Consider the following 14,364-nt stretch of genomic DNA (forward strand, 5'->3'; position numbering starts at 1 on the left):
CACGCGTGAGCACGAAGACCATCCCCACCTCCGACGCGGCTGCCGAGTCGGCACCCGCGAAGGTCATCCCGTGGGTGCTCGGCCCAGCGCTCGTCGTCATCCTCGGCGTCGCGCTCTTCTCAATCCTGCTGCCGAAGCAGGCCGAAGCCGTCTTCACGTCGATCCAGTCCGGCATCATCGGCGGCCTCGGCTGGTACTACGTCCTCCTCGTCGCCGGGTTCGTGATCGTCGCGATCGTCTTCGCGGTCTCGAAGTTCGGCGACATCAAGCTCGGCAAGGACGACGACGAGCCGGAGTTCTCCCTGATGTCCTGGTTCTCGATGCTGTTCGCAGCCGGCATGGGCATCGGTCTCGTCTTCTACGGGGTCGGTGAACCGCTCACCCACTTCCTGGAGCCTCGGCCCGGCGTCGTCGGTTCCCAGCAGTCGCTGGCGCAGCAGGCGATGAGCCAGACGTACCTGCACTGGGGTCTGCACGCGTGGTCGATCTACGCGGTCGTCGGAGTCGCGTTGGCCTACGCCGTCCACCGCAAGGGGCGTCCGATGTCGATCCGCTGGGCCATCGAGCCCATCCTCGGCAAGCGGGTCCAGGGCGGATGGGGTAACGCGATCGACACCATCGCGGTCATCGGCACCGTCTTCGGGGTCGCGACGTCCCTCGGGCTCGGCGTCCTGCAGATCTCCGCCGGACTCGGATACACGGGCATCGCGGAGCCGAACCTTCTCACCCAGGTCATCCTCATCCTGGTCATCACCGGCGTCACGATCTTCTCGCTCGTCTCCGGTGTGCACAAGGGCATGAAGTGGCTCTCGAACACGAATCTCGTCCTGGCCGGCCTGCTGCTGTTCTTCATCCTGTTCGCCGGTCCGACGCTGTTCCTCCTTCGCGAGTGGGTCCAGGCGATGGGTGCGTACCTGCAGAATGTCGTCGGCCTGACCTTCAACGTCTCCGCCTACCAGGGTGCCGCCGGCGAGGCTTGGCAGGCGTCCTGGACGACCTTCTACTGGGGCTGGTGGATGTCGTGGGCGCCCTTCGTCGGCGTGTTCATCGCGCGCATCTCGAAGGGCCGCACGGTCCGCCAGTTCGTCCTGGGCGTCCTGCTCGTCCCGACCCTCGTGACGTTCCTCTGGTTCGCCGTACTCGGTGGCACCGCCATCATGCAGTCGCTCGAGGGGCGTGACTTCAGCGGCTCTGAGGGGCCGGTCGACCTGAACACCGCTCTGTTCAACATGCTCGCGGGTCTCCCCGGCGGCACCGTCGCCACGGTGGGTGCGCTGCTGCTCATCCTGCTGTTCTTCGTAACCTCCGCCGACTCGGGCTCGCTCGTCATGGGCATGTTGACGACGGGTGGAACCGAACCCCGCAACCGGGTCCGGATCGCCTGGGCGCTCATCACCAGTCTGCTGGCGATCGCGCTCCTCGTCGCCGGCGGACTGCAATCCATGCAGACCGCGGCCATCATCACGGCACTCCCGTTCAGCGTCGTCATCATCCTGATGTGCATCTCGTCGTTCAAGGCGTTCGGCATCGAGGTCCGCCGGGAGCAGCGTGCCAAACGACGCCTCTTCGCCGCGGAACTCACCGAGAGCGTCTCGGCCGACGTCAGCGGGCAGCTCTCAGACCAGGTTACGGAGCAGGTCACCGAGCACTTCGGGACGATGACCGCTCAGCTCGACCTCCGGCAACTCGCCTCGCCAGACGATCGACCGGCGACCGATACGTCGACGTCAGCGGAGTCGGACCGCCCGGATTCCGGGCGCTGACGCGTCACTCAGACGAGCGGGAACCGGTCGGAGATCCACGCCGTCTCCTCGTCCGACGGTGACCAGGCCGAACCGGCGGCGGCGTTCGCGGTGATCTGTTCGGGCGTCGTCGCTCCGGCGATGACGCTCGTCAGTCCCTCGCGCGCGAGCAGCCACCCGAACGTCGCTTCGAGCATGCTGATGCCACGCTCGTCGCAGAACGCCTGGTAGGCCTCGATCGCGTCCCAGGGCGCCTGGTCCAGGATGTGCTTGCGCTGGCGCATGATCCGGCTCTCGGCCGGCCCGCCCTCGCGCGAGAACTTCCCCGTGAACAAGCCGTTGGAGAGGGGGAAGTAGGGCAGGAAGCCGACGCCTGCCGCTCGCATCGCGGGGAACACCTCACGTTCGGCCCCGCGGACGAGCAGGCTGTACTCGTTCTGCGCGGAGACGAAGGCGGGGTGACCGGCCGAGGTCGCCGCCCAGTGCGCCTCGGTCACCTGCCAGCCGGCGAAATTGGAATGCCCGTAGTAGCGGATCTTGCCCTCGTGGACGAGTTCGTCGAGAGCGGCGATCGTCTCCTCGATGGGCGTCAGCGGGTCGGGCGTGTGCATCTGGTAGAGGTCGATCCACTCGGTGTCGAGACGGCGGAGCGAGCCCTCGACCGCGAGTCGCAGGTAGCGGCGCGACCCTTTGGAGCCCCAGTTCGGGATCGGACTCTCGTAGTCCGCGTGGCCGAACTTGGTGGCGAGGACGACTTCGTCCCGCCGGCCGGCCAACGCCCGTCCGAGCAGTTCCTCGCTCAGCCCGTACTCGCGACCGTAGATGTCGGCAGTGTCGAACAGGTTCACGCCCGCGTCGATGGCCGCGTCGACCACGGCCGTGGTCCCCTCCTGGCTCTCGGTGACGGTGCCGGCCCGCCCGAAGTTGTTGCAGCCGATACCGACGGCGGAGACGATGAGGCCGCTGCGACCGAGCGGACGATAGCTGAGAGCAGACATGGTCCCAAGGCTAGTCCGACCCCGCTCCACAGGCGCCCCACGTCGGCCGGATCCTCAGGAGCCGGCGGCACCCCTGACGGCCACGGTGTGACCTTCGTACGCTCGGCCCATGACTCCACACCTCGTCCCCACCACTGAGACCGCCCCCTCCCCCGCCGAGACACCCGGCCGGGCCGACCACGGGTTCCTCCGTATGCCGACTCCTGTCGGACGGCTGGAGATCCGGTCCGTCGACGGGGCGGTCTCCGCCGTGCGCTTCGAGCAGGACGGGCGGCTCCCGCTCGACGGCTCGGACGAACGACCCACAGCAGTCCTCCTGGAGGCCGTCGAGCAGCTCGACGAGTACTTCCGCGGCCGTAGAACGGTGTTCGACGTGCCGATCGCCGCGACGGGCACACCGTTCCAGGAATCGGTCTGGTCCGCGCTCCGCGAGGTGGGCTTCGGGACCACCACCGGCTACGGCGCCCTGGCTGCAGCCGCCGACGCCCCCGGTGGTGGACGCGCCGCCGGACAGGCGGTCCGCGCGAACACCATCGCCATCCTCATCCCCTGCCATCGGGTGCTCGGCATCGGGGGCGTCGTCACCGGGTATTCTGGCGGAGACGGGCCGCCGACCAAACGATGGCTCCTCGACCACGAAGGGATCCCGTACCGCCGATGACCGGCTCAGCATCCCTCGTCCTCGGCCCCGACGGACTCCCCCGCTGCGCATGGGCCGGTGCCGACCCGGAGTACCAGCGATATCACGACGAGGAGTGGGGCGTCCCACTGCACGGCCAACGGCAGGTCTTCGAGAAGATCAGCCTCGAGGGATTCCAGGCGGGCCTGTCGTGGATCACGATCCTGCGCAAACGGCCCGCGTTCCGTGAGCGGTTCCACGACTTCGACCTCGAGGCTGTCGCAGCGATGTCCGAAGCGGAGGTCGAGCTGCTGCTCGACGACGCCCGGATCATCCGGCACCGCGGGAAGATCAGCGCCGTCATCGGGAATGCGCGCAACGCGCTTCAGCTCGGAGACGACCTCGACGAGATCCTCTGGAGCTTCGCTCCAGCTCCTCGGCCGGCCAGGTTCGAGCAGTGGAGCGACGTCCCGGCGATCACCCCGGAGTCCACCGCACTGAGCGCGCACCTCCGGAAACGTGGGTACCGGTTCGTCGGACCCACGACCATGTACGCCCTAATGCAGTCCGGCGGCCTCGTCGACGACCACCTCGTCGGCTGCTGGCGCTCCGAGAGCGCTCCCTGACCCGGAGGGGTCAGACGACGAGGGCGAGCTCGGTCACCCGACCGTCGTCGGCACGGGCGTGGACGTCGAGCACCCATCCGGCCGATCGGGCCCAGTCGAGCAACGAGCCGACATCAGGGTGGTCGACACCGGCCTCCAACAGCGCGCGGGTGAACCGACCCTTGCCCTGTTTGTTGAAGTGGTTGAGCGCGCGACGGCGGCCATCGTCGCCGACCGTGAGCACACGCAGGTAGACGGCACCGACGCGATCCGGCAACGGCCCGAGCGCCGCGTAGCCTTCCGAGCGCAGGTCCAGCAGGACACCCGGGACGGCGTCCAGCTCGCGCGCGACCGGCACCGCCCAGTGACGTTTCAGGACGAACCCGGGGAGCCTGGAGTCGTGGGAGAGCCGGTACGCCGGAATGGAATCGAGCGCGCCGACCGGGCCGAGCAACGCCGAGTGCACCACCAGGTGCTCAGCAGCGAAGCGTCGTGCGTCCGCTGAGAGCGTGGCTGCATCGAGCGCGTCGAACAGCACCCCCGTGTACCGGTCGATCGCCGGCATCGTCGCGGACGTCGCGGCCACGCGGTTGCGCTGAACCTCACCGAGCTGTTTGGGGCCGAGCTTCAGGGCCTTCACCGTCGCGGCCTCATCGGCAGCGAGCGACACCACGGCTCCGACGACATCGTTCCGGGACGACGAAAGCCCTGGAAACCGCAGAGGAGCGGTGTCCAGGGCTGGTCCGTCGCCGCCGTCCCGCTTCGTCTCCGAAGGGGGAAGGAGGATCAGCACCGGGTCAGGAACTGGTCACGAGCGTGGCGTTGCCGGCCACGACGGTGACGGTGTTGTTCTCGACCGACAGGAAGCCGTCTTCCGCGTTCGCGACGATCTTGGAACCGTCCTCGAGCGTGACCCGGACTTCACCGGCAGCGAGGATGGCCAGCATCGGTTCGTGTCCGGGGAGGATACCGATCTCGCCGTCGACGGTCTTCGCGATCAGCTGGCGCGCCGCACCCGACCACACTTCGTGGTCGGCTGCGACGACACTCACGGTCAGAGGAGTCGCGGCCATGATCAGCCGTTCTCCTTCTGGATCTGAGCCCACTTCTCTTCGACATCGGTGATCGAACCGACGTTGAAGAACGCCTGCTCGGCCACGTGGTCGAACTCACCCTTGGCGATCGCGTCGAACGACTCGATCGTGTCCTTCAGCGGGACGGTCGATCCCTCGACACCCGTGAACTTCTTCGCCATGTAGGTGTTCTGCGAGAGGAACTGCTGGATGCGGCGCGCACGCGACACCGTGATCTTGTCCTCTTCGGAGAGCTCGTCGACACCGAGGATCGCGATGATCTCCTGCAGTTCCTTGTTCTTCTGGAGGATCTGCTTGACCGTCGTCGCCACGCGGTAATGGTCGGCACCCAGGTAACGGGGGTCGAGGATGCGGCTGGTCGAGGTCAGCGGGTCCACCGCGGGGTACAGACCCTTCGACGCGATCTCACGGGAGAGCTCGGTCGTGGCGTCGAGGTGCGCGAAAGTCGTCGCGGGAGCCGGGTCGGTGTAGTCGTCGGCGGGGACGTAGATCGCCTGCAGCGAGGTGATCGAGTGACCACGCGTCGAGGTGATGCGCTCCTGGAGGAGGCCCATCTCGTCGGCGAGGTTCGGCTGGTAGCCCACCGCGGACGGCATGCGACCGAGCAGCGTCGACACCTCGGAACCGGCCTGCGTGAAGCGGAAGATGTTGTCGATGAAGAGGAGCACGTCCTGCTTCTGCACATCGCGGAAGTACTCCGCCATGGTCAGGGCCGACAGCGCGACGCGAAGACGCGTTCCCGGCGGCTCGTCCATCTGGCCGAACACGAGGGCCGTCTTCTCGAAGACGCCTGCCTCTTCCATCTCGTGGATGAGGTCGTTGCCCTCACGGGTACGCTCGCCGACACCGGCGAACACCGACACACCACCGTGGTCCTGCGCAACGCGCTGGATCATCTCCTGGATGAGGACCGTCTTGCCGACACCCGCACCACCGAAGAGGCCGATCTTGCCACCGAGGACGTACGGCGTCAGGAGGTCGATGACCTTGATGCCGGTCTCGAACAGCTGGGTCTTCGACTCGAGCTGGTCGAAGGGCGGCGGCTGACGGTGGATCGGCCAGCGCTCCGTGATCTCGATCTGCTCACCGGGCTCGGCGTTGAGCACCTCGCCAATGACGTTGAAGACCTTGCCCTTGGTAACGTCGCCGACGGGTACCGTGATGGGCGAACCCGTGTCGGTGACCTCCTGACCGCGGACGAGGCCGTCGGTCGGGTTCAGCGCGATGGCGCGGACGAGGTCGTCGCCGAGGTGCTGTGCGACCTCGAGGGTCAGGACCATCGTCTGCTCACCGATGACGACGCTGGTCTTCAGGGCGTTGTAGATCCCCGGGATCGCGTCGTGCGGGAACTCGATGTCGACGACCGGGCCGGTGACGCGGGAGATGCGACCGACGGCGCCGGCCTTCACCTCTGCAGCGCCCTGCTCGGCAGTTGCGGTGGGAGTCATGTTCTTCTCTTCTCTGTCTCTACAGATACGTGTGCGTGTTGCGATGACTAGGACGAGAGCGCGTCTGCGCCGCCAACGATTTCGGAAATCTGCTGGGTGATCTCGGCCTGCCTCGCGTTGTTGCGGAGGCGGGTGTAGTCGGTGATGAGCTTGTCGGCGTTGTCGCTTGCCGACTTCATCGCCTTCTGCGTCGCGGCGTGCTTCGCGGCGGAGGACTGCAACAGCGCGTTGAAGATCCGGCTCTCGATGTAGTTCGGGAGGAGGGCGTCGAGGACGCTCTCCGCATCCGGCTCGAACTCGTAGAGCGGCAGCACCGCGGTGTCCGTCGGCTCTTCGACACCCTCGACGACCTCAAGTGGCAGGAGACGGACGACCTCGGGGGTCTGCGTCATCATGCTCACCAGGCGGTTGTAGACGATGTGGATCTCGTCGACGCCGCCCTCGGAGGCGTCCGTGAGGAACGCCTTGAGGATGGACTCGCTGATCTCCTGCGCCGTGGCGAAGTCGGGGTTCTCGGTGTTGCCCACCCACTGGCCGGCAGCCTGCATCCGGCGGAACGTGAAGTACGCCACGGCCTTACGCCCCACGAGGTAGTGCGTGACGTCCTTGCCCTGGCTCCTGAGGAGTTCGGTCAGTTCGGCCGCTTCGCGCAGCACCTGCGAGTTGAAGGCACCCGCGAGGCCTCGGTCGGATGCGAACACGACGACCGCAGCCCGCTCAACCCGCTCGGGCTCGGTGGTCAGCACGTGGTCGACGTTGGAGTACGTCGCGACGGCCGACACGGCACGAGTGATCGCACGAGAGTAGGGCCCGGACGCCGCCACCCGCGCCTGCGCCTTCTGGATGCGCGACGCGGCGATGAGCTCCATCGCCTTCGTGATCTTCTTGGTCGTCTGCGCAGACTTGATCTTCTGCGTGTAGACCCGGAGTTGAGCGCCCATGGACTAGCGGCGACCCTTCACGATCTTCTCCTGGTTGACGTCTTCAACCGGGAGCTCCTCGACCTGCTCCGAACCGAGGGCAGCGCCCTCGCCCGTCTGGAACTCGAGCTTGAACTGGTCGACAGCCGCGTCGAGCTTCGAGACGGTGTCGTCGTCGAGCACGTTGGTGTCGCGCAGGGTGTTGAGCACCTCGGTGTTGCGACCGAGGTAGTCGAGGAGTTCGCGCTCGAAGCGGAGCACGTCCTCGACCGGGACATCGTCCAGCTTGCCCTTCGTTCCGGCCCAGATCGACACGACCTGCTCCTCGACGGGGTACGGCGAGTACTGCGGCTGCTTCAGCAGCTCGGTGAGGCGTGCGCCACGGGCGAGCTGACGACGGCTGGCCGCATCGAGGTCGGAGGCGAACATCGCGAACGCCTCGAGCGAGCGGTACTGCGCGAGCTCGAGCTTCAGCGTTCCGGAGACCTTCTTGATGCTCTTGACCTGTGCGTCTCCACCGACTCGCGAGACGGAGATACCGACGTCGACCGCGGGGCGCTGGTTGGAGTTGAAGAGGTCCGACTGCAGGAAGATCTGGCCGTCGGTGATCGAGATCACGTTGGTCGGGATGTACGCCGAGACGTCGTTCGCCTTGGTCTCGATGATGGGGAGACCCGTCATCGAGCCGGCACCGAGCTCGTCGGACAGCTTCGCGCAACGCTCCAGCAGACGGGAGTGCAGGTAGAAGACGTCACCCGGGTAGGCCTCGCGTCCCGGCGGACGACGGAGGAGGAGGGAGACGGCACGGTAGGCCTCGGCCTGCTTCGACAGGTCGTCGAAGATGATCAGGACGTGCTTGCCCTCGTACATCCAGTGCTGGCCGATGGCCGACCCGGTGTAGGGGGCGAGGTACTTGAAGCCGGCCGGGTCGGACGCGGGCGAGGCGACGATCGTCGTGTACTCGAGCGCTCCAGCCTCTTCCAGCGCGCCCTTGACGGAGGCGATGGTCGAGCCCTTCTGACCGATGGCGACGTAGATGCAGCGGACCTGCTTGTTGACGTCGCCGGACTCCCAGTTGGCCTTCTGGTTGATGATGGTGTCGATCGCGATCGCGGTCTTGCCGGTCTGGCGGTCACCGATGATCAGCTGACGCTGGCCACGACCGACGGGGATCATGGCGTCGATCGCCTTGATGCCGGTCTGGAGCGGCTCGTGCACCGACTTGCGCTGCATGACGCCCGGAGCCTGGAGCTCGAGCGCGCGGCGGCCCGTGCTGGCGATCTCGCCGAGGCCGTCGATCGGGTTGCCGAGCGTGTCGACGACACGACCGAGGTAGCCGTCGCCGACGGGGACCGAGAGGACCTCCCCCGTGCGGGTGACGTCCATGCCCTCGACGATCTCATCGAACTCACCGAGGACGACGACGCCGATCTCGTGCTCGTCGAGGTTGAGCGCCAGGCCGAGCGTGCCGTTCGCGAACCGGAGGAGCTCGTTCGCCATGGCGCCCGGGAGCCCCTCGACGTGGGCGATGCCATCGGCGGCATCGATCACGCGTCCGACCTCGGTGGCCGCGGCTGCGCCGGGCTCGTAGGCCTTGACGAAGTCCTTGAGAGCATCCCGGATCTCGTCTGGGCTGATCGTGAGTTCTGCCATCATGTTCCTTTTGGTTGTGGAACCCGGGGGTTCCGAGAGGTGCGATCCGTCAGGATCAACGTCTTGAGTTGTGGAGACCGTCGGGTCGGTCTCCGCGCTGCGCAGGCCGCTATCGGGCCAGTTGCAGACGGAGGTCGTTCAGTCGGGCAGCGAGGCTGCCGTCGATGACGTCGTCCCCGAGCTGCACGCGCAGTCCGCCGACGACGGCGGGGTCGATCACCTGGTTGATCTTCACCTGACGGCCGTAGGCCGTGGCGAGGTGGCGTTCGAGGCGCTGCAACTGCGACACCTCGATCGGTGCGGCAGCCGTGACCGTGGCGACCGCAAGGCCCTGCTGGTCGGCGATGATGCCTGCGGCGTAGCGGAGCAGTTCTCCGATACGCCGACCACGAGGCTGCTGCACGAGCTGACCGACGATGCTGACGGTCTGCGGGCTCGCGTGGCCCTCAAGCAGGGATGCCGCGAGGGCACCCTTGGCCTCGGCCGATCCGAGCTTGCTGCTGAGCGCGAGCTCGAGCTCGTGGTTGCTCGAGACGAGCTTGCCGAACTCGAACAGCTCTGCCTCGATGTCGCCCTGCGCGCCTGCGGATACCGAAGCCGCCCGGAGCCCGAGTTCCTCGATGCCGGCGAGCAGATCCTGCTCACTGGACCACCGTGCTGAGACGACCGTCTGGAGCAGCCCGAGCGCCTGAGCGCCGAGCTGACCGCCGAAGATGCGGTCGACGACGACGCGCTTGGCGTCGGCGTCGGCCGCCGGGTCGCTGAGCGCAGCGCTCAGGTGGCTCGAACCGCCGATGGCCCGGCCGGCTGCGAACAGACCGTCCGCGGTGGCCAGATCGGCCCCGGCGCCGAGGGCGACGAGGGCCTCCTTCGACGAGGCGAGTGCTTCTCTGGTCGCGCTTCCCATTACTTGGCTGCCTTCTCCGACGCTTCGAGGTCCGCGAGGAACCGGTCGACGACGGCCGTTGCCTTCGCGTCGTCGTTCAGCGTCTCGCCGATGACGCCGCTGGCGAGGTCGAGCGCGAGCGTGCCCACCTCGGCACGGAGCGACACGACGGCCGCCTGACGCTCGGCTTCGATCTGCGCCTGGGCGCTGGCGGTGACGCGAGCTGCCTCGACGGTCGCCTGCTCCTTGAGCTCGGCGAGGATCGTCTGACCCTCGACACGAGCCTGTTCGCGGATGCGTCCGGCTTCCTGGCGGGCTTCGGCGAGCTGAGCGTTGTACTGCTCGAGCGCGGCCTCGGCCTGCTTCTGGGCCTCGTCTGCCTTGGCGATGTTGCCCTCGATGGCCGCTGCGCGGTCGTCGAGGAGCTTCTGCACCTTCGGCAGGATCAGCTTCCAGAAGAAGCCGAGGATGATGATGAAGACGACGAGCGACCAGACGATGTCGTACACCGCTGGGATAAGAGGGTTCGTCGGAGCGCCCTCTTCAGCAGCAATGATCACTGCATCAAACATCTTGCCTCCTTCGGAGATGTGAAAGGGGGCTTAGACGAAGATGAAGTAGGTCGCGATGCCGATGAAGGCGAGCGCCTCGGTGAAGGCGATACCGATCCACATGAGGACCTGGAGACGACCACCCAGCTCGGGCTGACGCGCGGTGCCTTCGATCGTCTTGCCGACGACGATACCCACGCCGATGGCGGGGCCGATGGCTGCGAGACCGTAACCGACCGTCGCGATGTTTCCTTCAAGGGCGGCGAGAACGGTAGTTGCGTCCACGTTTGTTTCCTTCCGTTGGGTGAGACCTGGCGGGTGCCGGGCCCGATTAGTGCTCTTCTGCGACCGCGAGCTGGATGTAGACCGCGGTGAGGAGGGTGAAGACGTAGGCCTGGAGGACGGCCACCAGGAGCTCGAAGAGAGTGAAGACGAGCCCGAATGCGAGCGTGCCGACACCCATGAGGGCGAACCATCCACCGAGGTTGACGATGAAGAATTGCGTCGCCGCGAAGAACAGGACGAGCAGCAGGTGCCCGACGATCATGTTCATGAGGAGTCGGAGCGTCAGCGTGAGGGGGCGGATGACGAAGGTCGAGATGAGCTCGATCGGCGTGACGATGATGTACACCGGCCACGGCACTCCGGAGGGGAACAGGGAGTTCTTGAAGAACTTGCCCGGGCTCTTCTTGATGCCCGCGTAAATGAACGTGATGTACGAAACCAGGGCAAGAACGAGCGGCACGCCGATGACTGAGGTTCCCGCGAGGTTCAGCCCGGGGATGATACCGGTCAGGTTCATCGCGAGGACCATGAAGAAGATCGTCGTGAGGATCGGCAGGAACCGCAGGCCGTCCTTCTTGCCGAGGAGGTCTTCCGCGATGTTGACGCGGACGAAGCCCAGGCCCATCTCGGCCAGGCTCTGCGCCCGACCGGGGACGAGACGCATCTTGCGCGTCGACAGCCAGAAGAAGAGGAGGAGCGCGATGACCGCGATGAAGCGGATCAAGATGACCCGGTTGATCGCGAAGGGCGTGCCCTCGAAGAGGATGATGTCGGGGAAGAATTCGTCGATCGACGGACCGTGGAACTCGCCATCTTCGGCGGCCATCGGTGCGATCAGGTGCACAGCGTTAGCGAACAGCACGTATCTCCAGTTTCGGGGGCGTGGAGCAGAGCTCTCGCGGCGACGAACAGGGGGGATGTCTCCTCGCCGCACGCCGAAGCGGTGCTAGTGGGAGGATTCGTTGACGAGTCTAGCAAGGAAACCGGCCCCCGACGAACCCAGGGGTGGTATTCCACGGCTATATTCCGAGCGGCGCTCGGGCCCGGGGACGCGGATGCCGCTCCCGGCATGCTCACGGCCGATGCTGCCCGCGTGCGGGGTTCAGCCCTGATCGGTGTCGTGCGGCGGCGCCGTCGGGAGGATGCTGTCCGACACGTACGGCACGCGCACCTTCGCGGCCACGACCGCGTCGATGACGAGCGACCCGACGACGCCGACGATGACGCTCCCGAAGAGGATCGGTGGATTGACCCACGGCTGGTCCTTCAGGATGAAGCCGAGGACGAGGAACAGGACGAACTTCACCAGCCAGCTGCCCATCACCACCCCGAACAGGATCCCGACGAAGAACTCCTGGCCGGACCAGCGGTTGGCGAAGAGGATGCTGACCGAGGTGATGCCGAGGAAGACGAGGGCCATGGCCGTGCCGATGAGCGCGCTCGTGAGCCCACGGGTCCCGTCGACGCTCCAGCCGACCACTCCCCCGACCACCGCGATGACGAGCGCGAGCAGCGCACTGTACTTGAGGGCCGTGCTGAAGACCCGGTTGGCGCTCGAATGCGAGCCGGCCTTGGCGGGAGGAGTCATGGGTGCTGGTCCTTCTTGGCGAGAGAGTCGAGGGTGTCGAGGGTGTCGCCGCTCACGGGCGCCTCGGGGTCGCGCTGCCCGGAGGCCTCGTCGAGGCGATCGTACAGCGCCGACCCGGGAGCCCCGTCAGCGTCCGGCACCGCACGCTGGGCGAGACGGTCGGCGCGCCGTCGGCGACCGAGTGGCAGGAGGGTGAACACCGTGCAGGTGAGGACGCCCACGGCGACGAACAGCAGCGCCATCCACGACGGGACCGCGAAGAACGCGAGGCATCCGACGGAGATGACGACGGTCCAGCCGTAGAAGATGAGGACGGCGTGCACCTGGCTGTGTCCGAGGTCCAACAACCGGTGGTGCAGGTGCATCCGGTCAGCACTGAACGGCGACTTCCCGGCACGGAGGCGTCTGAGCACCGCCAGGGCGAAGTCCGCGAGCGGGACGACGAGGATCGCGAAGGGCAGGAGGATCGGGATGAACGCCGGGAGCAACTGGGTGCGCCCGAGGGCGGCCGGGTCGACCTGCCCCGTGACGGCGGCCGCCGACGTCGCCATGAGCAGTCCGACGAGGAGCGCTCCGGCGTCCCCCATGAACAGCCGCGCGGGGTGCCAGTTGAGCGGGAGGAACCCGAGGCAGGCGCCGACGAGGATGGCGGCGATCAGCGAGGCGAGGTTGAAGTAGTCGCTCGCGCCCGTCGACGTCACGAGCAACTGGGTGTAGACGAAGAACACCGTGTTGGCGATGATCGCGACGCCCGCCACGAGGCCGTCGAGGCCGTCGACGAAGTTGATCGCGTTCATGACGAGCACGATCGCGAAGACCGTCATCGAGAAGGACACCCAGGAGGAGCCGACGGTCAGCCCGCCGATCGGCAGCGAGTAGATCTGCACGCCGAGCCAGGCGACCAGTCCGGCCGCCATGAACTGCGCGGCCAGTTTGATCATCCAGTCGAGGTCCCACAGGTCGTCCGCGACCCCGATGCCCACGATGAAGAGGGCTGCACCGAGGATGGCGAGGACGGGCTCAGGATCCGCGAACACGAGGTCGAAGAACGGGAGCTGCCAGGCGACACCGAACGCGATGAGGATCCCGATGAACATCGCGACGCCGCCGAGGCGCGGCGTCGGCGTCTGGTGGACGTCGCGCTCCCGGATCGGCGGGTGCAGGCCGTACTTGACCCCGACGCGACGCGCGAGGTGCGCGAATCCGAAGGTGATGCCCGCGCTCACGACGAGCACGATGAGGTACCCGGAGAACTGGTTCATCGCTCGCTGAGGTCTGGGAGGAGCTCCCCCACCACATCGCGGATCGCCTCGCGCGAGACGGCGCCCTCGCGCAAGACGACGAGCCGCTCGTCGGCGGTGCCGAGGCGCGTGGCGTCGATGATGGTGGACGACACCTCCCCGCCGTCACCGCCGTCGAGGTACACGGAGACCGAGTCGCCGAGCATCTCGAGCGCGGCCGCCGCCGACGTCGCGGCCGGCCTCCCGGTGAGGTTCGCGGAAGAGACCGCCAGCGGGCCCGTGTCCTGGAGAAGTTCGAGGGTCACCGGGTTCGACGGCATGCGGAGCGCGACCGTCCCGGCCGTCTCGCCCAGGTCCCAGGCGAGCGAGGGCTGGGCTTCGAGCACGATCGTCAGGCCGCCCGGCCAGAACGCCTCGACGAGCCGGTGCACGGCGTCGGGGACGGACGCCGCCAGCGCCTCGAGCGTGTTCACGCCGGACACGAGGACCGGCGGAGGGGACTGACGGGTGCGCCCCTTGGCGTCGAGCAGGCGCTGGACGGCCGTCGGCGAGAACGCGTCGGCCGCCAGGCCGTAGACCGTGTCGGTCGGCAGCACCACGAGTTCGCCGCGTGCCAAGGCCGTCCGGGCCAGGCGCATCCCGGTGAGCAACTGCGCGTGATCCTGGCAATCGAAGGTCTGCGACATGAGCGTGGTCCTGGCTGGGCGGGGCCGCCGATCAGTGATCAGACGGCC

The 14,364-nt window shown here is 67.1% G+C and carries 16 protein-coding genes; 3 read left to right on the forward strand and 13 right to left on the reverse strand.

What is annotated here, in order from left to right:
* Window positions 1–5: 5 nt before the first annotated feature.
* Window positions 6–1,763, forward strand: a complete 1,758-nt coding sequence (locus ITJ57_RS13020) for a BCCT family transporter (protein WP_370582392.1) — start codon at window positions 6–8, stop codon at window positions 1,761–1,763.
* A gap of 8 nt (window positions 1,764–1,771) precedes the next feature.
* Here ITJ57_RS13020 and ITJ57_RS13025 read toward each other — a convergent pair whose 3' ends face one another.
* Window positions 1,772–2,740, reverse strand: a complete 969-nt coding sequence (locus ITJ57_RS13025; protein WP_194670547.1) for an aldo/keto reductase — start codon at window positions 2,738–2,740, stop codon at window positions 1,772–1,774.
* Window positions 2,741–2,849: 109 nt separating this feature from the next.
* Between ITJ57_RS13025 and ITJ57_RS13030 the strand changes: the two genes are divergently transcribed.
* Window positions 2,850–3,401 carry a methylated-DNA--[protein]-cysteine S-methyltransferase gene (locus tag ITJ57_RS13030; protein WP_228507242.1) on the forward strand — a complete coding sequence of 184 codons (552 nt, stop codon included), beginning with the start codon at window positions 2,850–2,852 and terminating at the stop codon, window positions 3,399–3,401.
* On the forward strand, window positions 3,398–3,985 hold the full coding sequence (locus tag ITJ57_RS13035; RefSeq protein ID WP_194670548.1) for a DNA-3-methyladenine glycosylase I: 588 nt from the start codon (window positions 3,398–3,400) through the stop codon (window positions 3,983–3,985). Before ITJ57_RS13030 ends, ITJ57_RS13035 begins: the two co-directional genes overlap by 4 nt.
* Window positions 3,986–3,995: 10 nt before the next feature.
* Here ITJ57_RS13035 and ITJ57_RS13040 read toward each other — a convergent pair whose 3' ends face one another.
* From ITJ57_RS13040 to ITJ57_RS13095, 12 genes are all read right to left on the reverse strand, one after another.
* Entirely contained in the window at window positions 3,996–4,757 is a 762-nt protein-coding gene (locus ITJ57_RS13040; RefSeq protein ID WP_194670549.1) for a peroxide stress protein YaaA, read from the reverse strand.
* Window positions 4,758–4,761: 4 nt separating this feature from the next.
* Entirely contained in the window at window positions 4,762–5,037 is a 276-nt protein-coding gene (locus ITJ57_RS13045) for a F0F1 ATP synthase subunit epsilon (RefSeq protein WP_194670550.1), read from the reverse strand.
* 2 nt (window positions 5,038–5,039) lie between these two features.
* The gene (gene atpD / locus ITJ57_RS13050; RefSeq protein WP_194670551.1) at window positions 5,040–6,506 is read right to left on the reverse strand and encodes a F0F1 ATP synthase subunit beta; all 1,467 of its coding nucleotides are present in this window, start codon (window positions 6,504–6,506) and stop codon (window positions 5,040–5,042) included.
* A 47-nt stretch (window positions 6,507–6,553) separates the two neighbouring features.
* The gene (locus ITJ57_RS13055; RefSeq protein ID WP_056012429.1) at window positions 6,554–7,447 is read right to left on the reverse strand and encodes a F0F1 ATP synthase subunit gamma; all 894 of its coding nucleotides are present in this window, start codon (window positions 7,445–7,447) and stop codon (window positions 6,554–6,556) included.
* 3 nt (window positions 7,448–7,450) lie between these two features.
* Window positions 7,451–9,079: a F0F1 ATP synthase subunit alpha gene (gene atpA, locus ITJ57_RS13060; RefSeq protein ID WP_194670552.1), complete on the reverse strand. Its 1,629-nt coding sequence runs from the start codon at window positions 9,077–9,079 to the stop codon at window positions 7,451–7,453.
* A gap of 109 nt (window positions 9,080–9,188) precedes the next feature.
* Window positions 9,189–9,986 carry a F0F1 ATP synthase subunit delta gene (locus ITJ57_RS13065; protein ID WP_194670553.1) on the reverse strand — a complete coding sequence of 266 codons (798 nt, stop codon included), beginning with the start codon at window positions 9,984–9,986 and terminating at the stop codon, window positions 9,189–9,191.
* The gene (locus ITJ57_RS13070) at window positions 9,986–10,537 is read right to left on the reverse strand and encodes a F0F1 ATP synthase subunit B (RefSeq protein WP_194670554.1); all 552 of its coding nucleotides are present in this window, start codon (window positions 10,535–10,537) and stop codon (window positions 9,986–9,988) included. The genes ITJ57_RS13065 and ITJ57_RS13070 overlap by 1 nt, the downstream gene beginning before the upstream one ends.
* A gap of 30 nt (window positions 10,538–10,567) precedes the next feature.
* Window positions 10,568–10,801 carry an ATP synthase F0 subunit C gene (atpE, locus tag ITJ57_RS13075; RefSeq protein ID WP_064295310.1) on the reverse strand — a complete coding sequence of 78 codons (234 nt, stop codon included), beginning with the start codon at window positions 10,799–10,801 and terminating at the stop codon, window positions 10,568–10,570.
* Between the two features lie 46 nt (window positions 10,802–10,847).
* Window positions 10,848–11,627 carry a F0F1 ATP synthase subunit A gene (gene atpB / locus ITJ57_RS13080; protein WP_194670555.1) on the reverse strand — a complete coding sequence of 260 codons (780 nt, stop codon included), beginning with the start codon at window positions 11,625–11,627 and terminating at the stop codon, window positions 10,848–10,850.
* A 276-nt stretch (window positions 11,628–11,903) separates the two neighbouring features.
* Window positions 11,904–12,389, reverse strand: coding sequence for a hypothetical protein (locus ITJ57_RS13085; protein ID WP_194670556.1), 486 nt, complete (start codon window positions 12,387–12,389; stop codon window positions 11,904–11,906).
* Window positions 12,386–13,651 (reverse strand): MraY family glycosyltransferase, encoded by a 1,266-nt coding sequence (locus ITJ57_RS13090; RefSeq protein WP_194670557.1) that lies wholly within the window; start codon window positions 13,649–13,651, stop codon window positions 12,386–12,388. The genes ITJ57_RS13085 and ITJ57_RS13090 overlap by 4 nt, the downstream gene beginning before the upstream one ends.
* Entirely contained in the window at window positions 13,648–14,316 is a 669-nt protein-coding gene (locus ITJ57_RS13095) for an L-threonylcarbamoyladenylate synthase (protein WP_194670558.1), read from the reverse strand. The genes ITJ57_RS13090 and ITJ57_RS13095 overlap by 4 nt, the downstream gene beginning before the upstream one ends.
* Window positions 14,317–14,364: the final 48 nt, after the last annotated feature.

It is taken from the genome of Plantibacter sp. VKM Ac-2880 (assembly GCF_015351235.1).
In the GTDB taxonomy this organism is placed as follows: domain Bacteria; phylum Actinomycetota; class Actinomycetes; order Actinomycetales; family Microbacteriaceae; genus Plantibacter.

Bases quoted from the DNA above. Each gene is read 5' to 3' on its own strand.
- ITJ57_RS13045 (WP_194670550.1), bottom strand. From the start codon at position 5,037: ATGGCCGCGACTCCTCTGACCGTGAGTGTCGTCGCAGCCGACCACGAA.
- ITJ57_RS13055 (WP_056012429.1), bottom strand. From the start codon at position 7,447: ATGGGCGCTCAACTCCGGGTCTACACGCAGAAGATCAAGTCTGCGCAG.
- ITJ57_RS13035 (WP_194670548.1), top strand. From the start codon at position 3,398: ATGACCGGCTCAGCATCCCTCGTCCTCGGCCCCGACGGACTCCCCCGC.
- atpA (WP_194670552.1), bottom strand. From the start codon at position 9,079: ATGGCAGAACTCACGATCAGCCCAGACGAGATCCGGGATGCTCTCAAG.
- ITJ57_RS13065 (WP_194670553.1), bottom strand. From the start codon at position 9,986: ATGGGAAGCGCGACCAGAGAAGCACTCGCCTCGTCGAAGGAGGCCCTC.
- atpB (WP_194670555.1), bottom strand. From the start codon at position 11,627: ATGGCCGCCGAAGATGGCGAGTTCCACGGTCCGTCGATCGACGAATTC.
- ITJ57_RS13085 (WP_194670556.1), bottom strand. From the start codon at position 12,389: ATGACTCCTCCCGCCAAGGCCGGCTCGCATTCGAGCGCCAACCGGGTC.
- ITJ57_RS13030 (WP_228507242.1), top strand. From the start codon at position 2,850: ATGACTCCACACCTCGTCCCCACCACTGAGACCGCCCCCTCCCCCGCC.
- ITJ57_RS13095 (WP_194670558.1), bottom strand. From the start codon at position 14,316: ATGTCGCAGACCTTCGATTGCCAGGATCACGCGCAGTTGCTCACCGGG.
- ITJ57_RS13025 (WP_194670547.1), bottom strand. From the start codon at position 2,740: ATGTCTGCTCTCAGCTATCGTCCGCTCGGTCGCAGCGGCCTCATCGTC.
- ITJ57_RS13090 (WP_194670557.1), bottom strand. From the start codon at position 13,651: ATGAACCAGTTCTCCGGGTACCTCATCGTGCTCGTCGTGAGCGCGGGC.
- ITJ57_RS13070 (WP_194670554.1), bottom strand. From the start codon at position 10,537: ATGTTTGATGCAGTGATCATTGCTGCTGAAGAGGGCGCTCCGACGAAC.
- atpD (WP_194670551.1), bottom strand. From the start codon at position 6,506: ATGACTCCCACCGCAACTGCCGAGCAGGGCGCTGCAGAGGTGAAGGCC.